Below are 22626 nucleotides of genomic sequence, written 5' to 3' on the forward strand. Positions count from 1 at the left end.
TATTCATAAAATTGTACAATGAGTATAGTAGATAAAGCAAAGAGAGGGGTTAACATCGTGTCTGAAAAAGTGTCTATTTTGGTTGTGGATGATGAAGACAGAATTCGTCGTCTATTAAAGATGTATCTTGAACGGGAAGGATACGAGGTAGATGAGGCGGAGAACGGGGAAGTCGCACTAAAAAAGGCATTAGAGAAAGATTATCATTGTGTTATTTTAGATATCATGATGCCTGAAAAAGACGGATTGCAAGTTTGCGAAGAGCTTAGAGAAAAAAAATCTACACCGATTATTCTCTTGACGGCTAAAGGCGAAGAAGCAAACCGGGTGCAAGGTTTTGAATTGGGTGCGGATGACTATATCGTGAAACCGTTCAGTCCACGTGAAGTAGTGTTGCGCGTGAAAGCGATTTTACGGCGTTCAAGTGCGTTGAACCAAGTGTCCAACACAACTGCTTCCAGAGATATCGTGGTATTTCCTCACTTGACAATCGATAATGATGCCCATCGCGTCACTTGTGATGGACAAGAAGTGAACTTGACTCCTAAAGAATACGAACTGCTTTACTTCTTGGCGAAATCGCCGGATAAAGTATTTGATCGGGAACAATTATTAAAAGAAGTATGGCACTATGATTTCTTTGGTGATTTGCGTACTGTCGATACGCATATAAAGCGCTTACGCGAAAAATTGAACCGCGTATCGGATAAAGCGGCGAAAATGATTGTAACCGTATGGGGCGTTGGTTACAAATTTGAGGTCATCAATGACTAGAATATGGAATAGTATTGTCGGGAAGCTATGGGCGACCATATTGCTTCTCGTTTCATTTGTGTTATTTATTTTTACAGTTGCCATGCTTGAATTTCTTGATGATTTCCATATCAAACAAGCGGAAAGCTCTTTGAAGCAAGCGGCAACGACCATCTCCAACATAGTAGCCCATACGGATATAGAGCAAATTACCGACGATTTATTGGATGATTTATTAAACGAAGATACAAATGCCTTTATCGCCCTCGATGATCAGACTGTCCTTTCCAGCTACCAATCTGGAATCAATCAGGAGGAAATAAGAAAGGATTTATTGGAATCGGATGAATTCCAAAAAATCTTTGAGGCCAGCGAACCGATTATCCGGCAAATGATTTTGCCTTCCCAAACGGAAGAAGATAAAATGGAGTCTTATTTCGTATTAGGTTATCCGTTGTCCATTGAGAATGAAGTACAGGGTGTTTTATTTATTTATCAAAACCCTTCAGCCCTTCACCAAACGACGAACCAAACAACCAAAATCGTCTTTGTGTCAGCGATAATCGCCTTTGTATTGACAACGTTTTTCGCCTTTTTCTTATCATCAAAGATTACACAACCCCTTCGGAAAATGCGGGAATATGCTTTTGATATTGCAAAAGGAAATTTTGACGAGCAGCTGCCGACAAACCAAAGCGATGAAATCGGACAGTTGGCTGTGGCATTCAATCAGATGGGACGTCAGCTGAAACATCATCTGGAAGTGATCAGCCAAGAAAAAGAACAATTGTTCAGCATCCTTACATCCATGACCGATGCGGTGATTACGTTTAACCGTGATAAAACCATTTTGCTCAGCAACCCGCCTGCGGAACGATTGTTGCAGCGATGGTTCATCCGAAATGGCATGAATAAAGATTTATTCTTGCCGGAAGAAATTTATGCCATGTTAGATCATGTATTAACATTCGAAGATAAGCTGGAAGAGGACTTGGAAATAGACGGTTCTTATTACCGAATCACCATCAGCCCGCTAAAAAGCAGCGGACAAGTGATCAGGGGAGCCATTGCGGTGATTCGCGATATGACGGAACAAATTAAATTGGACAAATTGCGTTCAGACTTTATTGCCAACGTTTCCCACGAATTGAGGACGCCGATCGCCATGCTGCAAGGATATTCTGAAGCCATCATTGATGGTGTGGTCGAATCGGAAGAAGAAAAGAATGAGATGATAAAAATCATTTATGATGAATCACAACGTATGGGACGTTTGGTTGCCGACCTGCTCGATCTGGCACGCATGGAATCCGGCCATACAACATTAGTGAAAGAAACGGTGCCGATTAATCCTGTTTTTGAACGTATTACGCAAAAGTTCAGTCAAGTGGCGAAGGAAAATCATATCCATTTGAACTTCCATACAGAATTGCCGGAAGATACGGTGATCAGCATCGATGAAGACCGTATTGAACAAGTATTGACCAATTTGATTGATAATGCCATCCGCCACACACCTGCAGACGGCAGTGTGACCGTATCATTGGAACAAGAATTGTCCTATTTGAAAGTCCAAGTAGCCGATACGGGAGAAGGCATTTCCAAAGAAGATCTGCCATTTGTCTTTGAACGTTTTTATAAAGCGGATAAGGCGAGAACGCGCAATAAAAAAGTCGGCACAGGCTTGGGTCTTGCCATCGCCAAAAATATTGTTGAAGCCCATAACGGAAATATCAGGGTGGATAGTGAAGTCGGAAAAGGGACAACCTTCACCTTCTATTTGCCGTTAAATGGATAAGAATTCGTGGATACTCCAGGTAAAGTTTGAAAATATTACTTGCGATTTAATCGAAGTATGGTACTCTATTACCTGGAGTAGAAGCGAATTCTTTTTTTACATTTTTTGCGAAAATTTTCTCTTTCACATTAATTTTTACTTTCATGTAACATTTTTGATTAAAAATCGACAAAATGAATAAGGATGGAGGTGGCATGGATTGAAAGAATCCATATTCCATCGACTGTATGATCAATATCATCAGGATGTGTTCCAATTTTTAGTGTATTTGGTAAAAGATCGATCGACAGCGGAAGACTTGTCCCATGAAGTGTATGTCCGGGTATTGAAGTCATATGAACGGTTTCAAGGGAGAAGCTCAGAAAAGACGTGGCTTTTTGCGATTGCGAAAAATGTCGCGATTGATTACTTCAGGAAAAAAGCTGTCCGCTCTTCCCGTTCATATACCGCTTTTGATTGGGAGAGGGAGCAGCTTGTATCCCCCGTAAAATCGCCTGAAGCCTTTATCGAATTGAATGATGAACTGAGGCATCTGTTGGAAGCGTTGGAAAAGTGTACCGGAGATCAGCAACTGGTGATCATTCTCCGCTATTTTCAGGAACTGTCCATTGCAGAAACGGCAGCAATACTCAATTGGACGGAAGGAAAAGTAAAAACGACACAACACCGTGCCATAAAGCAGCTAAGGGAATTGCTATCATATAAAAAGGAGGCGAATCAATATGAATCATGAGCATTGGGATGAAGAACGAATTGAAGAGTTGCTGAGCAAAGTTCCAAAAATTCATGATACCCGTTCAAAAGAAGAAGTGTTGGAACGATTGAAAAAGGGCGGGGTTTTTGAAGAAGAGCCTCCAAAAAAATCGCCAAGAATCAATCTGTTGCCATGGATGATTGCTGCTTGTGCCGTATTATTCATCGCAATTCTGATCCCTTCTTTGATGAAAAAAGATTCAACTGCGGATGAGGCGTCGACTGCGAATGATTCATCCGGAGAGGACATGGGCATTCTGGGCGTCCCGGATAATCTTGAAGAACAGGAAAAATTCGTGAACGTGATGACGGTGGGAACGGATAACAGAACGGCTGTATATCCTGATCAAACGGAAGGGAACACCCTTTTCCGAATCGGTCTTGCAAGCAAAGATGCGGACAGCATACCGGTAACGATTGTGATTCCGAACGAAAAAATACTCGAAGATTTTGGAAAAAACGATCCGTCGCAAGTAGAAATGTACAAAGTATACGCTCCCCGATTAAACGAACAGGCATTGGGCTTTATCGACTATCATCCTTACGAGGGAGAAATCACCGAGAAGAATGGAAAAGTGATTCATGTTTTGCCGGAGAATCATCCATATGACGTTGCATCGGCAGCCCTTTCAACCTATTTTGCTACCTTGACCGACACTTTTTCTTCTTATAGTGAAGTGGAATTTGCCGATCAAAACCATCAACCAAAGATATTGAAAGAAGTGGGAAAAGAATATTCGCTTCAGATTACAAAGGAAACGACACAATATAGCTACTTCAAATATGTACAAGAGGATGGCTCCGCGTTTTTGGCGCCAAATTTCAGAGAAACTTTTCCGAATGTCGAAAAGGCGATGGAAGCATTAAAGGTGAATACCAATGATGTCTATCAATCGGTCATCTTGCCAAATGTCGATTATTCGGTCAGCGTTGAGAAGGATTTGGTGAAAATCACCTTTAAAGAACCTTTGGATCTTTTCAATTATAATCAAGTGGAAGCAATGCAAATGATTGAGGGGATGCTTTTGACTGCCGCAGGATTCAACAAGGCGGTACAGTTCGAAAACATTGTCCAATCGGAATGGGAAGGATTTGACTTCTCAAAACCATTGCCAATCCCGGTTGGTCCGAATAAATTGCCGTATACGGTATTGGAAAATGAATAAAAGTGAATGGAACTGGTGCATGGAAACGCGGAAAAAATACCGTTACATGAACAGGATGCCATATCATTTTTCATATCAATGAACATATTCCTTTACAAATATTCAGTATTCTCATATAATAAGGCTAAATTGAATAATGATTCATCTTCGGGGCAGGGTGAAATTCCCGACCGGCGGTGTTAGAACTTCGTGTTCTTAAGCCCGCGAGCTCATTTTGAGCAGGATTTGGTGAGATTCCAAAGCCGACAGTATAGTCTGGATGGGAGAAGATGGTACGGTCGTTTTTCGTTATGGACAGTCATTGCACATGACAGACTTGGTGTTGGATTTTTTTGTAATATCCAACGCGCATTTCTTCATGGTCTTTTTAGTCATGTGTTGTCTCTAATTGTATCCTTTTCTCCCTTATGCAAGTTCGCATAAGGGATTTTTATTTGTAACGAAGCCGACTGATGCCTTTCTTCTTGCGAGTTGAATCAACAAGCAAAGAGGAGAGAGTGTTAATGAAAAAGATGAAAGTGCGATCATTCGTAACAGTTGCAATGCTATCAAGCATCTCATTTATTTTGATGTTTTTAAATTTCCCGCTTCCGTATTTTCCTGTATTTTTGGAAATCGATTTCAGCGATGTTCCTGCATTGATTGCCGCCATTACAATGGGGCCGGTTGCAGGTATTCTGGTGGAACTTATTAAAAATATTTTGAATTGGCTATTTATCGGCGCACCGACAGGGGTACCGGTGGGACATATGGCAAACTTTGCGACAGGTCTCTTATTTATTCTGCCAGTTTATTATATTTATAAGAAAACCAATTCCATCAAAGGGTTAATTTTAGGACTGGTTGCAGGAACATTTTCCATGTCGATTGGCATGAGCGTTTTAAATTACGTCGCCTTCTTGCCGATGTACACGTATTTCTTGGGAATGGGAAGCTTTGATGTGAAGGAAACCATCGTTCTTGGCATTTTGCCGTTCAATATCATCAAAGGCATCTTATTGATGGTGCTTGTATTGATGTTGTTCAGAACGATGAGAAAATGGATAGAGAGCCAAAGGGCACAATATTTATTGCAAAAACAATAAAAAAGTAAGGGGAGTTTGCATGACGGCAAACTCCTTTTTTATGTTTTCGATTCATATATTGCTATAAAGGATGGTGTTATGGGAAAAAGAAATGTATCCATTTTTTTCTTATTGCTGATTGTCATTACGATGGTTTGGACAATCTATTCGAGCTTTTTCAAAGAACGGACAAGTGAGGGGGAGATGTTTACAGAAGACGAGTTTATTGATTTTCTATATCAAAATTTAGGGATGGAGGAACCGCACGATATTGTACCGTTGGATGCAACGGATGGACATTCTCATGATGAGGAGTTGGAAACTTCCTATCAGCCGATGAATGTTGAAGCACTGGATTTTCAGTTAAAAACGATTCATAATGAAACTATCCGATTGTCAGAATTAAAAGGAAAGAAAATTCTGCTCAATTTTTGGACAAGTTGGTGCCCACCTTGCAAGGAGGAAATGCAAGAGCTGAATGAATTCTATGATCAATATGCCATAAGGAACGATATCGAGATATTGGCCATTAATGTGACGGATCAAGAGTTTTCAATCGATGATGTGAGAGATTTTTCGGCCCAGTACCAATTGCAGTTTCCTGTTTTGCTTGATGAGCGTGGGGAAGTTTCAAAGAAATATCAAATCATGACGATTCCAACAAGTTTTATTATTCATGAAGACGGTACGGTGATTGAAAAAATTGTTGGCCCTGTCACAAAAGATGTCTTATTGGAGAAGTTTCAATAAAGGAAAAGTATTGTAAAAGAAGAGATTGGAGGAATCCTTTGTGCAAGTCATTTCTACACCATATGTTCTAAATGAAAGAAAAAAACAGGCAGGAAAAGTTTTTGAAACGTCAAAAGCCCAAGTGCTCAATATCCAATTGAAATCCGGCGAATCCATTCCGGACCATTTTGCCGATTGCGATGTGTTGATTATTGTACGCAGTGGGATCGTATCATTTACGGTGAATGATGAAACAGTCGAGTTGACGAGCGAATCTTTATTGCACATGGAACCGAAAGAATTGCACAGCCTGACCGCGAAGGAAGATGCAGACGTTGTGGTTGTCAAAATAAAATAAGACATGAAAAAAGTAGTACAAACCGTTTGTACTACTTTTTCATTGATTACCCCATAATGTGGTAACCGGAGTCGACATAAATCGTTTCCCCGGTGATGCCCCGGGAGATGTCGCTGAGCATAACGACCGTCATATCGCCGACTTCTTCTTTGTTTGTATTGCGTTTCAACGGGGAAACCTCTTCGTAACGATGAAGGGCTTCATTGAAGCTAGGAACCCCTTTTGCCGCAAGTGTGCGGATTGCACCGGCTGAAATCGCATTGACGCGGATCCCTTCTTTGCCCAAATCAGCAGCCAAATAGCGGACGGATGCTTCCAAAGCCGCTTTTGCCACACCCATCACGTTGTAACCTTCAAGAACCCGTTCTGCCCCCAAATAGGACATCGTGACAATGGATGCGCCTTCCGTCATATATGGACGGGCCGCTCTTGTGACCGCAATTAATGAATAAGCGCTAGTATCCAGCGCAAAAGCGAATCCTTCACGTGTTGTTTCAACGAAGCGGTTTTTCAAGTCTTCCGCATGGGCAAAGGCAACAGAATGCACAATGCCATGAATCACTCCAAATTGTTCGCCGATTTGTTGGAACGCATTCTGGATGGATTCATCGCTGTTCACGTCACATTGAATAACGGCATTTTTTTTGTCTTTGTGACTTTCTAAAAGTTTTTCTATTTTTGCTTTTGAGCGATCTTTCCGATAAGTGAAAATGACGTTTGCTCCAACTTCCAAAAGTTTTTCCGCCGCTCCCCAAGCGATGCTTCTTTCATTGGCAACGCCCATGACTACAATGTTTTTATCTTTTAAATTTAATACATCCATGGTATTGACCCCTTTGACATCAGTTATTAGTACCAACTACTAAAATATTAACAGTATTTAGAATAAAAATCAACAAGAACTATTGACAGCTACTTTGCATTGCAATATAGTTAAGATAAATACTTTGCATTACAAGATAGTTGCACGTAAGTACCTTGCATTACAAAGTAGTGTGGTGCCGAACAGGGAGGTGAAGGGGTTGAGCATTCGCACTCAATTGTTAAAAGGCGTTCTCGATGGCTGTATTCTGGCCATCATTGATCAGGAGGAAGTATACGGTTATGAACTATCAAAAAAGCTGGAGCAAGTTGGATTGGATATCAGTGAAGGAACGATATATCCGGTACTGTTGCGACTTCAAAAAAATGGATACGTCATAGGGGAAATGAGGGCATCCGATTCAGGTCCGAACCGAAAATATTATTCCATTACACAGAAAGGAAAAGAGGTTCTTGGACAGATACGGGAAGAGTGGAAAATCCTTTCGGGTTCCATCGAAAAATTGTTGGGGGAGTGAAGAAAATGAAAGTTACGGTAAAAGAACTTATACGTCAAAATAATGAGAAGAGAAAGCTTTTGACAAAGGAAAATCAAAAGTATTACGAAGATTTGCTTGTTTACATCCGGGCAAATCTCTCCCGTGATGAAAGGGCAACGGAAGAAGTGCTGCTCGAAATGCTGGATCATTTGTTGGAGGCGCAAAAGGAGGGGAAAACGGCAAAGGAAGTGTTTGGGAAAAATCCAAAAGAGCTGGCCGAAGAAATCATCGCCTCTTTGCCAAAGGAATCATGGAAGCGTCAATCGGAATTCATTCTCGAAATAGTAATGACGCTATTCGGTTGGTATATGATCGTAAGTGGGATTGGGCCACTGATAAAAAAAGAGGATCAAACGATTTATTCGGGAACGCTGATCGTGTCCGGCCTGCTTCTAATAGCCAGCTTGGCGATGTTCATTTACTTCGTAGTCGTTTTATTGAAAAAAGAAGCATTCCAAGAACAGAAAAAGAAAAGGACGATCTCCATTCTGTTCGGATTTTTGATCGCGGGCTTATTTGCCCTCAGCTTAATTGTGAAATTTGCCATTCAGCCTTTTGGCGCATCTTTTGAAGTATCTTATTATACCATTTTTGGGCTTGGCTGCTTCCTGCTCCTTGCGGCGTATATATTGAAGAAAATGCGGGAGCAAAATACGTAACGGCATTTTACTGAAAAAATGAAGGTGCATTCACAAACGATGCACCTTTTTTATTGGTTATTCAAATTTCAATGGATCGCCATCGAATGGTTCGTCTGCCACTTTGATGGAATCAGTCGGACAACCTTCAAAAGCGTCTTGCATATCTTCCAGCAAATCTTCTGGTACTTCGGCAGTCCCCGTGTTATCATCTAAAATAACAAAGGCAATGCCTTCATCATCGTAATCATAAATGTCTGGGGCAGCTGCACCGCAAGCGCCGCAAGCAATACATGTATCTTTATCTACAATTGTATATTTTGGCATAGAATGAATCTCTCCTTTTTTTCTATCGGGCTACCTAGTTGAAGCTTCTTTATTATTCTAAAACTGTTTATATCACTTTTCAACATTAAGACTATAAAAAGGAGGTTCTGATTTGCTATTTCAGTATTTAGTCTTAGATATTTTAAAAATCTTAGAAAATGAACGGACCATTTCTTCCCCATATCATTTATTGAAAGGCAAACGCTCCGGCCAAACCATTCAGGATGTCGGCATTTTTCATTTGCATCCATACTTTGGCATTTTCCCAAAATTATCAAGAAAGAAATACGATGAAGAAATTCAAAAACTCGTTGAAAGCCAATTGATTCAGATAACAGACAACAGTTTCCATGTAACGCCAAAGGGTATCCAATTCCTTCGGCAATATGAACCGCTTCCTTTGAATGGATGGCAATATCGGGGAAATGAGCATCTTTTTTTCTCAAGACTTTCACTCATCGTGCAAAGTTTGTCCCATGCGAGAGAAAAAGTGATGGCCTTCAGTCCGATTCAAAAAGATGAAGAAATTCAGCATTGGGTACGGCATTTCCTTTTGAAAAACGACTACAAATCAGGGCTCCTTGGACATAACCTGTACGATGAAATTCTCCAAAGTCTTGGAAAGGTCCAAATCAAGGAACAGGCAAAAGAAATTGTGGTAAAACGTTTAACCGGATATCAAATGCCCGGGTTTACTTGGGAGCAGCTTGGCATGGAATATCAGATGCCTGAATTGGACGCCCAAATCTTATATGTTGCTTGTCTTCATCAATGGTTGAATGAAATTCTTCCAAACAGACTGCAATATCCGTATTTGCATCAGATGTCGGAACATATCCGGGCGGATATTCCATTGACCGGCTCCGCCTATCATACGGCGTTGCTGTTCAAACAGGGATATTCCATCGAGCAAATTTGCCGAATGCGAAAATTGAAACAAAGTACCATTGAAGATCATATCGTTGAATTGGCCATCAACGATCCGGCGTTTCCGATCGAAAAATTTATTTCAAAAGAAGATATACAACAAGTGCTTGTTGCGACAGAAGATTACGATACGAAAAAGCTGAAAGTGCTCCGTGAAGTGCTTCCTCATCTATCGTATTTCCAATTGCGCCTGGCACTTGTCAGAGGTGAAAACGTATGCAATTAGAACAGCTTCTGCAAACCCATTTCGGTTATCCTTCCTTTCGCCCCGGCCAAAAAGAGGTCATCGGGCAGTTATTGGATGGAAGGGATACCGTTGCCTTGCTTCCCACTGGCATGGGGAAATCTTTATGTTATCAGTTGCCAGGATACATATTTAACAAACCGGTATTAATTATTTCGCCGCTCCTTTCCCTCATGCAAGACCAGGTGGACCAGATGAAGCAGTTCGGCGAAAAGCGGGCAGTGGCGATCAATTCCTTTTTAAACAGAAATGAAAAGAAACTTGTATTGGATACTCTGCATCGATATCGCTTCATTTTCATATCTCCGGAAATGTTGGTGCAGCCGCAGATCATCCAGCGGTTGAACCGGTTGGATTTGGCATTGATTGTAGTGGATGAAGCCCACTGCATTTCCCAATGGGGATTTGACTTCCGGCCGGATTATTTAAAAATAGGGGAAGTGTTGAAAGAAGACCGGCCGCCGATTTTGGCTCTATCGGCAACGGCGACGGAAAAAGTGCTGGAAGACATACGCCGTTTTTTAAAGATGAGGGATCCTTTTGAATATATTCATTCGGTGGATCGTCCCAATATCCGTTTTGGGAAAAAAGTATTCCAAACGAGAGAAGAAAAAATGGAATGGCTCCTTGACCATGTGACGCAGACAGAGGGCCCAGGCATCATTTATACCCGGTCCAGAAAAAGGACGGACGAAATTGCGGCACAATTATTGCAGCTTGGCATTTCCGTTTCTTCCTATCATGGGGGGAAAGAGGCGGAAGACCGGCAATTTATCCAACAGCAATTTATTGAAGGAGCATTGGATTGGATTGTTGCGACGAATGCTTTCGGCATGGGGGTCCATAAAGAAAATGTGCGTCAAATCATACATGATACAATGCCATCCAATGTGGCCGATTATATGCAAGAAGTGGGGAGAGCCGGGCGCGATGGAAAAGATGCCATTGCCATTCTGTTGTACAGTAAAGGGGATGAAGAAGTCGCGCGGTTTATTGCAGGGGAAGACTTGCCAAGTGAAACCCAAATGGAGCTGTATGAAGAATATAGAAATCGAAAAGTGGATCCAAAAGAAATGATTCAAGATGGATTCATTTCTGAAACCACCTTCCGTGTGCTGCACTATTGGATGGGCCTCTATCCGTTGGAAGAAGTTAAATCGATTTTCAGGAAAATGATGAACGAGAAGTACAGATCGGTGGATGAGATGCTGCGTATTGTGAAAAGCGATCGGTGCATCCGGGAACAACTTGTGGAATATTTTGGGCAAACATTAAAAGATAAACCGGAGCATTGTTGTGAACATTGCGGCATCGATTATCAGCAATTCCTTCTTCCAAGACAGGATACGAAGGCGGCAACAGCACCTTCCACGTGGCAGATGCGGCTGCGACAAATTCTGCTAGGAACTGACTGAAAATGTTAAAATTTCCTCCTTTACGACATTTTTCTTTGAAAATAGAAATTTCCTCTCATTTACTTTTTTTATCATTTTCGTCATAATGAAATCAGAAGTAATGGAGGTGCTGTATGAGTGGAAAAGATTATCGAAAAAAGATAGAGGAACATCGACAATCGATTGAGATAGAAGATGGAAAAACAAGATTAAGTCGCAGCGAACGCCGCCAAAAAAGAAAGAAAAAATCGAAAGAAACGCCATTACTGACAACTTTGACCCTTATTATGATCGGGATTCCACTGGCGATATTAATTTATGTATGGGGTTTTTGGGATCCAAACGATGAAGAGGTTTCTGTCGATAAAGATGAGAATCTGGTTGAAGTGCAAAGAAATAATGAAGTTTCCGCCAAAGAGAAAGAAAATAAAAGTGACGTAATTAAAAAGGAAGATTCTTCTTCTGAAGCTGCAAAAAAAGAGGAACAAGCGGATTCCAAACCAAAAACGCCAGAGAAGGAAACAAAAACCGATGCTCCTGAGAAATCAGCGGATGATAAAGATGTTAAGAAAAATGAAAATAATACAGAACAGCAAAAGCCTGCTTCTGAAGAGAAAAAAGTAAAAATACATACTGTCAGTGCGAATGAAACATTATTCCGAATTGCCAAGCAATACTACAATGATCCGATCAGCGGTGTCGAAAAAATAAAAAATGCCAATCATTTATCTTCCGATGTGATTACACCGGGACAGTCGCTTGTCATTCCCGAATAAAAGAAAAGGTTTTATCATTTGAATAAAATCCGTTAAAATATTATACATTACTGTTGAAAAGACGATGGTGAATTTACCACGTCTTTTTGTTTTACCGGGAGGGGTACTTGTACATGTTTGGGTTGACAGCTGTCCTGATCTCCTGTTCATGCTTGCTTGCATTTATGGTAAAAGAAGCGTTTGAAAATAATGTTGTACACCATGAAATCAATTTAACAGGGGAAGAGGAGAAATATTCGATTTTTTTTATTTCGGATATTCATACCCGCTTAATCAGCGATAAAATGATACGAAACATAAAAGAACCAATCAATGCGGTGATCATTGGCGGGGATTTGGCCGACAAAAGGACACCGATTTCGAAAATTTATCAAAATCTCCGGCTTCTGCAAACATTGGGACCTGTTTATTTTGTTTGGGGGAACAACGATCGGGAAGTGGGCGAAGAGCGTTTGAGGGGAATTTTTCAAGAGACGGGTGTAAAAATTGTTGAGAATGATGCGATACTGCTGCCGAATATGGTGAACAGATGCTGGTTGAGCGCGGTGGATGATGTTTCTTCACGCAAAGCCAGTCCTGAAAAAGCTTTCGAAAAGTGTGACCCGCAAGATACGGTCATATTTGTATCCCATAATCCGATCCTGTTTTCTAAAATCGGAAACTATCATGCGGACATTTATCTGGCTGGACATTTTCATGGTGGCCAAATTCGGTTGGGCCCTTTCGGAATTTACCCGCAAGGCGCTTTTTCCGACGATGAAGGCAAGTATACCCTCATCAGCAACGGCTATGGGACGACGATGTTCCCTTTACGTTTAGGGGCAAAACCCGAATGTCACATAATTGACTTAAACTTTCGGCGCACATTCTGACCAAAGGGTTGAAATTCCGCGTTATAATAAGGTAGTAGTTTGTCAAATTAAGGAGTTGTGAACAAATGCAAAAAGCAGATGCAATTATTGTTGGAGGAGGCCCATGTGGTTTATCGGCAGCGATTGAACTCCAAAATATCGGGTTGAAACCAATTGTTATAGAAAAAGGGAATGTGGTAAACGCCCTCTATCATTATCCAACTCACCAAACTTTTTTCTCCACAAGCGAAAAATTGGCCATTGGCGATGTTCCGTTTATAGTGGAACAACGGAAACCAAGCAGAAATCAGGCCCTTGTTTATTATCGTGAAGTGGTGAAACTGAAAAACATTCATGTAAACCGCTTCGAAAAAGTGCTTTCTGTGGAAAAACGTCCGGACGGATTCTTTATTGTGACTTCCGATAAGGCCCAATATGAAACACCTTATGTCATTTTGGCAACCGGTTATTATGATCATCCGAACTATATGAACGTACCCGGAGAAGATTTGCCAAAGGTTTTCCATTATTTTAAAGAAGCCCATCCTTTCTTTGATACGGATGTGTTGGTCGTCGGAGGGAAAAACTCAGCGGTCGATGCGACGTTGGAATTGCATAAGGCAGGTGCCCGTGTAACCGTTGCATACCGCGGCAGTGATTATTCTCCGAGCATCAAGCCATGGATTTTGCCGGAATTCCAATCCCTCATCCGAAATGGCGAAGTGGTGATGCATTTCAACACAATGGTGAAAGAGATTCGGGAGAAGGAAGTTGTACTGGATATCGACGGCAAAGAAGAAGTCATCAAAAATGATTTTGTGTTCGCCATGACCGGCTATCATCCGGATCATGATTTCATCCGGAAAATGGGTGTAACCATTGATGATGAAACCGGACGTCCTACATATGACCCTGAAACAATGGAATCCAATGTGGAGAATTTGTTCATTGCAGGAGTTCTCGCTGCCGGCAACAATGCCAACGAAATTTTCATTGAAAATGGAAAATTCCATGGGGCGTTTATTGCAAAAGCCATTGAAATGAAACAAAGCAACTAAAGGAAGACATTACGGAAAAGGGCTGTCCTGAAAGTATAAAATGTTCGGGACAGCCCGCTTTAATATGGTTATATTTCTTCGACATTGCTCCAGCAAGGTTGGCGACATATACAGCGCCGCTTTTTTTATTGCCGGAAAAATTCAGTTCCCAACCTTTAAAAACCTAGAGTAATACTATAAAATATTATTAATAAGGAAGGGAGCGTCGATATTGTTTATTCTACTCTCTGCAGCGATTGCTCCAGGATGTGCGTTATTCAGCTATTTTTACTTGCGAAATCAAATGGCGACCGAACCCCGAAAAACACTTCTCCGAACATTCATTTTCGGATTATTGATCACTTTTCCAATCATGTTCATTCAGTATGTCATGCAGGAAGAAGAAATCATTACAAATTCTTTTCTCCTCGATGTCCTATTCTCGAGCGCATTGGAAGAATTTTTCAAGTGGTTCATTATTTTTGCCTTTATTTATCGCCATGTGGAATTTGACGATCCATATGATGGAATTCTGTATGGAGCAGCTGCTTCTTTAGGGTTTGCTACACTGGAGAATATTCTTTATTTGTTGACATTTGGCATTGATACCGCCTTTATGCGCGCATTATTGCCAGTTTCAAGCCATGCTTTATTCGGTGTGGTGATGGGCTATTATTTCGGAAAAAGCAAATTTACAAAGAATGACCGTTCGAAGGAATATTTGGCTCTTTCCATTGCGGCTCCATTATTTTTGCATTTCATCTATAATTCTATTTTAATGTTTGAAGATTATTGGCTTTATTTGATGGCCCCATTCATGCTTTTTTTATGGTGGTTTGCTTTAAGGAAAGTGAAATTGGCACATGAGCATTTAATCAAACATCTTGTGGAACAAAATAAGATTTAGTCATGGTCTGAAAGGAACAACTCCTTTTGGGCCATTTTTTTATTTTACGAAATCAACAATAAAAATTTGTTCATTGAACATAATAATGGCTGAATGGTCGTTTCGCTTGGAGATTCGACCATTTTTTCGTTGATCAGTGCATAATTGGTTCCAAAGTTAACATGCTATGAAAAAAGGAGTGAAGGAGATGTTCAGAAATATATTGATTGCATTGCTGTATCTGGTTGCGGCAACCGGCACGATTACGCTCATCAAGCCGGAAGAATCTTTCGCCTTTTCGAATCAGGTCATTGAACGGGGTGCCTTTGGCGACGATGTGATCGAATTGCAAGCACGACTGCAATATTTGGGGTTCTATCATGGAAAAATTGATGGAAAGTTCGGATACGGCACTTACTGGGCATTGCGAAACTTCCAGGAAAGCTATGGCTTGAAAGTGGATGGGATTGCCGGCGCGGAAACAAAAAGGGTGCTTGCGAACAACAGCGATTTTGACCGGGAATGGGTGCATGCGCAAATTAACGCGGGAAGAGAGTTTACTTATTATGGAGGTATTCCTCTTGATCAACAAGTGAAAAAAGGGAAAGCTGGTTCGTCGGGAAGCAAAAGCTACCAGTTGCCATCCAAATTTACGGAGCAAGATTTGCAGCTGATGGCGAACGCTGTTTATGGAGAAGCGAGGGGGGAACCTTATGAAGGACAAGTGGCAGTGGCGGCAGTCATTTTAAACCGGCTTGAGTCGCCTGATTTCCCTAATACGATTTCGGAAATCATTTTCCAACCAGGTGCATTTACAGCCGTGGCAGATGGACAAATTTGGTTGACGCCGAATGAAAGGGCGAAACAGGCAGTTCTTGATGCCATGAGTGGATGGGATCCATCGGAAAATGCACTATATTATTTCAATCCGAATACAGCGACAAGCAAATGGATTTGGTCAAGACCTCAAATTAAACAAATCGGTCAACATATTTTCTGCTATTAAAGGAGCGACAATATGAAAAGTCTAGTATACCTACTTTCCATTGCTGTGTTGGCATTAGGGCTGTATGCTTATGATGTCCGTTCAGACAATCAACAATTGAAAAAAGAAATTCACGCGCAATACACCAATTCTTTATCCAATGCCAGCGAAAAATTATCCTATTTGCAGCGTTCCGTGGCACAATCACTGCTATTCCAGGATGAAAAAGCATTACAAAACGAATTGGACAACATTTGGCGGACAAGCAATGAATTGCGTACATCCATCAGTAATTTGCCGTTGAATCCGGATGTAGCGAATCAATGGCTCCGTTATATCGGAAAAATCGGGGATGAAGCAAAAAGAGCTTCAACCAACGGCGATTACGAATCTTGGCAAAAGAAGATGACGGTGGTTCATAACAATTTGGAACAATTGACAAATGAATGGTCCCTTGCAACAGCCCATTTTTATGAAAATGACGGTGATTTTGAAAAATGGAAGCAAGTGGCGAAAACCGATCTGGAAGAATCGCCTTTTAAAAATCTGGCTTCAAACTTGAAAACATATTCGGAAAAGGATTTCCCGTTAACAACCAGCGAATCCGATTGGTTGAAGAAACGGGATTTGAAACACATACGAGATCGTGAAATCACGAAGGATGAAGCCATTCAAGTTTTAGAAAAGCTTGTGCCGGGGATCAAAGATGCGACATATACCGTTTCAAAGAGCAAAGAAGATGCGCCATATCCCTTTTACCATATTCAATTTGTCAAAGGAAGCAGGGTAGGATATGCGGATATTACAGTCAAAGGCGGCCATTTGATATCCTTCTTATCCGAACGCCCGGTACAGCCGGACCGGAATATTACACAGGAAAAAGTGAAGGAATTGACAAAACAATTTATTGAACGGGCCGGTTATGATGATTTGGAGATTATCGAAATGCGGGAAAACCATGAAGCTTGGCATGTCCATCTTGCGCGGGTGGCAGGAAAACACAATGCCCTGGTATATCCGGACGGTATACAGTTGAAAGTATCGAAGGACAGTGGAGAGCTGTTAGGTTTGAATGCAATGGAATATGTACAAAGAGAAAACATCAATGACAATCAGCCGGTAGTTCCGATTGACTGGAAGAAATTTTTCCGCCCAAATACAGTGGTGGAGGAAGAACGATTCATTTATACGGAAAACGAAGCGTATCAGTTAAGATTATGCTATGAAGTGATTGCCCGTTTTGAAGATGACATCAATCAAACGTACCGGGTTGTTGTAGATACGGAAAACCATGATGTCCTCAAAGTGGAGCAATTGCCATAATTATTTAAACACTCTAGAAATTCCGATTCTTTCGTGCAATAATATAAATACAATTATTGTGCGAGGCGGGTCAAAATGGAAATTAAAATGGGGATGTTTATTACATTGGAATCCAATTCATCGGAAACGGTTGAAAGTGTCAAATGCAAAGTGGTGGACAGACAAGACAATGTGCTTTATGTATCTCAACCGGTGGGAATGCAGACGAATAAAACCTGCTGCTTAAGGAAGAACACTGATTATCGTGCATTATTTCAAGGCGAAGATAAAGTCATCTACACATTTCCGACGAAAGTGATCGGCGAAAAAATGGACCAGTTGCCTACGATTTTACTTTCATGCCCTCCCAGAAAGGAAATCAAAAAGATTGAAAGAAGGAGATTTGTCCGGGTCAGAACTTCAGTGGACGTTTCAGTAGAATACAACGGTCAATTTCATCCATACGTAACAAAGGATATCAGCGCCGGTGGAATTGCTGTAAAACTGCAATCTGTTCCGCCATTCGCAGAAGGAAATACGGTCACATTAACAATTGTTTTACCATTTAAAAATGGTGAGATACAATATATTCAGACGGATGCGAAAGTGGTTCAAATATTTAAAAACAATGATGAACAGCTTGCATCTTTCCAATTCATCAATATCGATGAAATCGATCAACAATTGATTCTTCGGTTCTGCTTCGAACGGCAAGTGTTGATCATGAAGGAGATGTCAAACCTCCAATAAGCTCATTTTATTGGAGGGCTTTTTTATGGAAAAATAATCAGCAAACATTTTAACAACAATGTTGGAGGAAAGTAGGATTGGACATGAAAAAAAATATTCAAATTGCGATTGATGGCCCTGCAGGCGCAGGAAAAAGCACCATAGCCAAAATCGTGGCTGAACAATTGGGCTTCACTTACATTGATACTGGAGCGATGTATCGCGCCGTAACGTATAAAGCGCTAAAAGAAAACATAAAATTAGATGATGAAAAAAATCTTGAAGAAATGTTATTGAGAACAGAAATTGAATTGAAGCCGTCCCCTAATGGACAACTTGTATTTGTCGATGGAGAAGATGTCACAAAAAAAATCCGTTCCAACGAGGTCACCGCAAATGTTCCGCAAGTGGCTGCCCTCGGGAAAGTTCGCGAAATTCTTGTCGCAAAACAAAAACAGCTGGCCAAAGACGGGGCGGTTGTCATGGATGGACGAGATATCGGAACCCATGTCTTAAAAGATGCGGAGTTGAAAATCTTCATGTCCGCATCTGTTGAGGAAAGGGCGAAACGCAGACTGCTAGATAATGAAAAAAGAGGCATCCCATCCGACTTTGAAAAGCTGAAGGAAGAAATCGCCCTGCGCGATCAGCAGGACATGGAACGGGAAATCTCTCCGTTGGTACAAGCGGAAGATGCCATCTTTTTGGATACGACCCACTTGTCCATCGAAGAAGTGGCTGAAGAAATCTTGCGTATGGCAAAAGAAAAGATGGCATAATCAGTGAATCTTTTTGCGTATTTTATTCATAAAAAAGGAAATATTTTAACTATAAGGAAAAAATTTTGTGTTTAAATTGAATTTCTAATAAAATAGATATTGTAAGATGCGAAGGAGGGTTACATATGTCCGAGGAAATGAACTTAGAAGTTGGCCGAGAATTCCATGAAGGAGACATTGTAAAAGGAGTTGCTGCCAAAGTAGAAGATAAGGCGGTGACTGTTACAATAGAAGGGGCGCCATTTGATGGGATTGTGCCAATCAGCGAACTGTCCAGCTTGCATGTGGAAAAAGCATCCGACGTGGTATCTGTCGGTGATGAGCTGGAATTAATGATCACGAAAATTGAAGATGAAAACTTTGTACTTTCCAAACGCAAAGTAGATGCTTTAAAAGCTTGGGATAAATTAGAAGAACTTTATAAAAAAGGGGAAGTTTTTGAAGCGGAAGTAAAAGATGTGGTCAAAGGCGGTTTAGTCGTTGATTTGGGAGTACGCGGTTTTGTACCGGCATCTTTGGTGGAAGATTATTTCGTTGAAGACTTTGAAGGATACAAAGGAAAAACATTGAAATTCAAAATTACGGAATTGGATAAAGAAAAAGGACGCTTAATTTTATCCCATCGTGCGGTGGTGGAAGAAGAAAAAGCGAATAAAAAGAAACAATTGCTGGAAAGTTTAAAAGCGGGAGACATTTTAACAGGAAAAGTTCAACGTTTGGCTCCATTCGGCGCTTTCGTCGATATCGGCGGAGTGGATGGACTTGTTCACATTTCACAAGTCGCCCACGAACATGTGGAAGATATCAGTACCGTTCTTCAAGAAGGGCAAGAAGTGAAAGTGAAAGTATTGTCCGTAGATCCTGCCAATGAAAGAATTTCCTTGTCCATCAAAGATACATTGCCTGGACCATGGGAAAACATCAGCGGACGCGTTTCAAAAGGCCAAGTGTTGACAGGCACGGTGAAACGTTTGGTATCTTTCGGTGCCTTTGTTGAAGTGTTCCCGGGGGTTGAAGGATTAGTCCACATCTCACAAATTTCTCAGAAACATATCAATACGCCACACGAAGTATTGAAAGAAGGCCAAGAAGTTCAAGTGAAAGTGCTGGATGTGAACGAGCAGGAAAAACGTTTATCTCTAAGCATCAAAGCGCTTGAAGAAACCCCTAAGGAACAAGAGGAATTTGATTATCAATTGCCTGAGGAGGCGACGGGATTCTCCATCAGCGACGTTATTGGTGATCAATTGAAAAAACTGAAAGAACAATAATCATCATCATAAAAAAATGCGTGCTTTTAGGAGTGCGCTTTTTTTATGTCCATATATGTCAAAATATGATAAACCATGAGATTTCGTGTATAATACAGAAGATAAGAATTTGGAAGGATGAAGGACAGATGACAAAACCAGTAATCGCCATCGTAGGTCGTCCAAATGTAGGAAAATCCACCATCTTTAATCGGATAGTGGGGGAAAGAATTTCCATTGTGGAAGATGTTCCTGGAGTAACCCGTGATCGCATCTACAGTTCGGCAGAATGGTTGAATCATGAATTCAACATTATTGATACAGGGGGAATCGATTTGGGCGATGAACCTCTATTGGAGCATATACGCGCCCAAGCCCAGATTGCCATGGAAGAGGCCGATGTCATCATCTTTATGACAAACGGCCGGGAAGGGGTTACTTTGCAGGATGAGCAAGTAGCGAAAATGCTGTATAAAACGAATAAACCGGTCGTTCTTGCCGTAAACAAAATCGACAATCCGGATATGCGGGAATTGATTTATGATTTCTATTCCTTAGGATTCGGCGATCCGATTCCAATCTCCGGTTCCCATGGACTTGGAATTGGGGATTTATTGGATGAGTGTGCGAAGCATTTTCCGAAAGAGTATGAAGATGACTATGCGGATGATGTCATTAAGTTTTCACTGATTGGAAGACCGAACGTAGGGAAATCTTCGCTCGTCAACGCCATTTTAGGCGAAGAAAGAGTGATTGTAAGCGATATTGCCGGTACAACCCGGGATGCAGTCGATACACCTTATACGTATGATGGACAAGACTATGTCATCATCGATACGGCAGGAATGCGGAAAAAAGGCAAGGTGTATGAGAGCACCGAAAAATATTCCGTGTTGAGGGCATTAAGAGCAATCGAACGTTCCGACGTGGTGCTTGTTGTGTTAAATGCGGAAGAAGGGATCCAGGAACAGGATAAGAAAATTGCAGGGTATGCCCATGAAGCGGGAAAAGGTATCATCATCGTTGTCAATAAATGGGATGCCATCGAGAAAAATGAAAAGACCATGAATGAATATACCCAAACCATTCGGGATCAGTTCTTATTTTTGGACTATGCGCCGATCGTCTTTGTTTCCGCCAAAACAAAGCAGCGGCTCAATCAAATATTGCCGTTGGTGAAACGGGTCAGTGAGAATCATGCTATGCGCATCCAATCATCCATTTTGAACGATGTCATTGAAGATGCGATTGCAAGAAATCCTGCGCCTACCGAGAAAGGAAAACGTTTGCGCATTTATTACACAACGCAAGTTTCCGTGAAGCCGCCAACATTTGTAACTTTTGTCAACGATCCGGAACTCATGCATTTTTCTTACCTTCGATTTTTGGAAAACCGAATTCGTGAAACCTTTGATTTTGAGGGAACACCGATTCGTATCATACCACGGGCCCGTGAGTAAAATAGTGGGGGATATTGATGAAAAAAGTGACAGTATTGGGAGCCGGTTCTTGGGGAACCGCTTTAGCTATGGTTTTAACGGAAAATAGCCACGATACGTTGATTTGGAGCCATCGCGAGGATCAAGCGAATGAAATCAACGAGCGGCATACAAACGAAAAATATCTGCCGAATATTCAGCTGCCGGAAAAACTGACGGCAACAAGCGACATAAAATCAGCGGTGGAACACGGAGAGATCCTTGTTTTTGCCGTGCCGACAAAGGCAATCCGTGAAGTGGCCGGACAAGTCATGAATTATTTGGACAAAAAAGTGTTGATTGTGCATGTGTCAAAAGGGATTGAGCCGGATACGCTTAAGCGCATTTCTGAAATTTTGGAAGAGACTCTCGATCCCCGTGTTGTCGAAGATATTGTGGTGCTCTCCGGCCCCAGTCATGCGGAAGAAGTGGTGTTGCATCATCCGACAACCATTACGGCGGCATGCGCCAATCTCCGTTCCGCCGAAAAAATACAGGATTTGTTTATGAATCATTATTTCCGTGTCTACACAAATACGGATGTCATCGGTGTGGAGCTCGGCGGAGCGCTGAAAAACGTCATCGCATTGGCGGCAGGGATTTCGGATGGCCTGAACTATGGGGATAATGCGAAAGCGGCATTAATTACCCGCGGCCTTGCGGAAATAGCCCGTTTAGGCGTGCGAATGGGAGGCAATCCTTTCACCTTTGCCGGATTGACTGGCATGGGCGACTTGATAGTCACTTGTACAAGCGTCCATTCCCGCAACTGGAAAGCCGGGAACATGCTGGGCAAGGGAATGAAACTGGATGAAGTGCTGGAGAACATGGGCATGGTCGTCGAAGGGGTACGCACAACAAAGGCCGCTTATCAACTTGCGCAAAAATATGATGTTTCCATGCCGATTACAACGGCACTTTATCAAGTGTTGTTTGAAAACAAGGATCCGAAAGATGCGGTAGATGAATTGATGCACCGTTTAAAGAAAAGAGAAATTGATTATTTGCAATAAAACAGATAACCTATGGGCGGGTACCATT

The 22626-nt window shown here is 41.5% G+C and carries 24 protein-coding genes and 1 riboswitch; of the genes, 22 read left to right on the top strand and 2 right to left on the bottom strand.

Features of this window, described 5'->3' with window-relative positions:
• Positions 1–57: 57 nt before the first annotated feature.
• The 7 genes from NST13_RS01705 (at position 58) to NST13_RS01735 (ending at position 6621) form a co-directional block, all read left to right on the top strand.
• Positions 58–774: a response regulator transcription factor gene (locus NST13_RS01705; RefSeq protein WP_141600962.1), complete on the top strand. Its 717-nt coding sequence runs from the start codon at positions 58–60 to the stop codon at positions 772–774.
• Complete coding sequence (locus NST13_RS01710) at positions 767–2551, top strand: ATP-binding protein (RefSeq protein WP_342581241.1); 1785 nt, start codon at positions 767–769, stop codon at positions 2549–2551. The genes NST13_RS01705 and NST13_RS01710 overlap by 8 nt, the downstream gene beginning before the upstream one ends.
• 199 nt (positions 2552–2750) lie before the next feature.
• The gene (locus NST13_RS01715; RefSeq protein WP_342581242.1) at positions 2751–3284 is read left to right on the top strand and encodes an RNA polymerase sigma factor SigX; all 534 of its coding nucleotides are present in this window, start codon (positions 2751–2753) and stop codon (positions 3282–3284) included.
• Positions 3274–4470, top strand: a complete 1197-nt coding sequence (locus NST13_RS01720; RefSeq protein WP_342581243.1) for a hypothetical protein — start codon at positions 3274–3276, stop codon at positions 4468–4470. The genes NST13_RS01715 and NST13_RS01720 overlap by 11 nt, the downstream gene beginning before the upstream one ends.
• A gap of 139 nt (positions 4471–4609) precedes the next feature.
• Positions 4610–4745, top strand: a riboswitch (FMN riboswitch).
• A gap of 228 nt (positions 4746–4973) precedes the next feature.
• On the top strand, positions 4974–5555 hold the full coding sequence (locus NST13_RS01725; protein ID WP_342469708.1) for an ECF transporter S component: 582 nt from the start codon (positions 4974–4976) through the stop codon (positions 5553–5555).
• A gap of 78 nt (positions 5556–5633) precedes the next feature.
• The gene (locus NST13_RS01730; protein ID WP_342581244.1) at positions 5634–6284 is read left to right on the top strand and encodes a TlpA disulfide reductase family protein; all 651 of its coding nucleotides are present in this window, start codon (positions 5634–5636) and stop codon (positions 6282–6284) included.
• 40 nt (positions 6285–6324) lie between these two features.
• On the top strand, positions 6325–6621 hold the full coding sequence (locus tag NST13_RS01735; protein WP_342469706.1) for an AraC family ligand binding domain-containing protein: 297 nt from the start codon (positions 6325–6327) through the stop codon (positions 6619–6621).
• Between the two features lie 46 nt (positions 6622–6667).
• Here the strand turns inward: NST13_RS01735 and fabI are convergent, their stop codons facing one another.
• Positions 6668–7444, bottom strand: coding sequence for an enoyl-ACP reductase FabI (gene fabI / locus NST13_RS01740; protein ID WP_342469705.1), 777 nt, complete (start codon positions 7442–7444; stop codon positions 6668–6670).
• 199 nt (positions 7445–7643) lie between these two features.
• Between fabI and NST13_RS01745 the strand changes: the two genes are divergently transcribed.
• Positions 7644–7961: a PadR family transcriptional regulator gene (locus tag NST13_RS01745; RefSeq protein ID WP_342469704.1), complete on the top strand. Its 318-nt coding sequence runs from the start codon at positions 7644–7646 to the stop codon at positions 7959–7961.
• Between the two features lie 5 nt (positions 7962–7966).
• On the top strand, positions 7967–8641 hold the full coding sequence (locus NST13_RS01750; RefSeq protein ID WP_342469703.1) for a DUF1129 family protein: 675 nt from the start codon (positions 7967–7969) through the stop codon (positions 8639–8641).
• Between the two features lie 57 nt (positions 8642–8698).
• Here NST13_RS01750 and NST13_RS01755 read toward each other — a convergent pair whose 3' ends face one another.
• Positions 8699–8947, bottom strand: coding sequence for a ferredoxin (locus NST13_RS01755; RefSeq protein ID WP_208649523.1), 249 nt, complete (start codon positions 8945–8947; stop codon positions 8699–8701).
• A 112-nt stretch (positions 8948–9059) separates the two neighbouring features.
• Here NST13_RS01755 and NST13_RS01760 point away from each other — a divergent pair, with 112 nt between their 5' ends.
• The 13 genes from NST13_RS01760 (at position 9060) to NST13_RS01820 (ending at position 22598) form a co-directional block, all read left to right on the top strand.
• Positions 9060–10100 carry a helix-turn-helix domain-containing protein gene (locus NST13_RS01760; RefSeq protein WP_342469702.1) on the top strand — a complete coding sequence of 347 codons (1041 nt, stop codon included), beginning with the start codon at positions 9060–9062 and terminating at the stop codon, positions 10098–10100.
• Positions 10091–11533, top strand: coding sequence for an ATP-dependent DNA helicase RecQ (locus NST13_RS01765; RefSeq protein ID WP_342581245.1), 1443 nt, complete (start codon positions 10091–10093; stop codon positions 11531–11533). The genes NST13_RS01760 and NST13_RS01765 overlap by 10 nt, the downstream gene beginning before the upstream one ends.
• Before the next feature lie 113 nt (positions 11534–11646).
• Positions 11647–12288 (top strand): LysM peptidoglycan-binding domain-containing protein, encoded by a 642-nt coding sequence (locus NST13_RS01770; RefSeq protein WP_342469700.1) that lies wholly within the window; start codon positions 11647–11649, stop codon positions 12286–12288.
• Between the two features lie 113 nt (positions 12289–12401).
• The gene (locus NST13_RS01775) at positions 12402–13160 is read left to right on the top strand and encodes a metallophosphoesterase (RefSeq protein WP_342469699.1); all 759 of its coding nucleotides are present in this window, start codon (positions 12402–12404) and stop codon (positions 13158–13160) included.
• Positions 13161–13225: 65 nt separating this feature from the next.
• Positions 13226–14197 (top strand): YpdA family putative bacillithiol disulfide reductase, encoded by a 972-nt coding sequence (locus NST13_RS01780; protein WP_342469698.1) that lies wholly within the window; start codon positions 13226–13228, stop codon positions 14195–14197.
• Positions 14198–14408: 211 nt separating this feature from the next.
• The gene (gene prsW / locus NST13_RS01785) at positions 14409–15083 is read left to right on the top strand and encodes a glutamic-type intramembrane protease PrsW (protein WP_342581246.1); all 675 of its coding nucleotides are present in this window, start codon (positions 14409–14411) and stop codon (positions 15081–15083) included.
• Between the two features lie 187 nt (positions 15084–15270).
• Positions 15271–16068 (top strand): spore cortex-lytic enzyme, encoded by a 798-nt coding sequence (gene sleB, locus NST13_RS01790; protein WP_342469696.1) that lies wholly within the window; start codon positions 15271–15273, stop codon positions 16066–16068.
• Positions 16069–16080: 12 nt separating this feature from the next.
• Positions 16081–17370 (top strand): PepSY1/2 domain-containing protein, encoded by a 1290-nt coding sequence (locus NST13_RS01795; protein WP_342581247.1) that lies wholly within the window; start codon positions 16081–16083, stop codon positions 17368–17370.
• 75 nt (positions 17371–17445) lie between these two features.
• Positions 17446–18099, top strand: coding sequence for a PilZ domain-containing protein (locus tag NST13_RS01800; protein WP_342581248.1), 654 nt, complete (start codon positions 17446–17448; stop codon positions 18097–18099).
• 83 nt (positions 18100–18182) lie between these two features.
• Entirely contained in the window at positions 18183–18857 is a 675-nt protein-coding gene (cmk, locus tag NST13_RS01805; RefSeq protein WP_342469693.1) for a (d)CMP kinase, read from the top strand.
• A 125-nt stretch (positions 18858–18982) separates the two neighbouring features.
• Positions 18983–20128 carry a 30S ribosomal protein S1 gene (gene rpsA / locus NST13_RS01810; protein ID WP_342581249.1) on the top strand — a complete coding sequence of 382 codons (1146 nt, stop codon included), beginning with the start codon at positions 18983–18985 and terminating at the stop codon, positions 20126–20128.
• A 128-nt stretch (positions 20129–20256) separates the two neighbouring features.
• Positions 20257–21567, top strand: coding sequence for a ribosome biogenesis GTPase Der (gene der, locus NST13_RS01815; RefSeq protein WP_342469691.1), 1311 nt, complete (start codon positions 20257–20259; stop codon positions 21565–21567).
• Positions 21568–21584: 17 nt separating this feature from the next.
• Positions 21585–22598 carry an NAD(P)H-dependent glycerol-3-phosphate dehydrogenase gene (locus NST13_RS01820; RefSeq protein WP_342581250.1) on the top strand — a complete coding sequence of 338 codons (1014 nt, stop codon included), beginning with the start codon at positions 21585–21587 and terminating at the stop codon, positions 22596–22598.
• Positions 22599–22626: the final 28 nt, after the last annotated feature.

The sequence above is a fragment of the Ureibacillus sp. FSL W7-1570 genome (assembly GCF_038593265.1).
In the GTDB taxonomy this organism is placed as follows: Bacteria; Bacillota; Bacilli; order Bacillales_A; family Planococcaceae; genus Ureibacillus; species Ureibacillus suwonensis.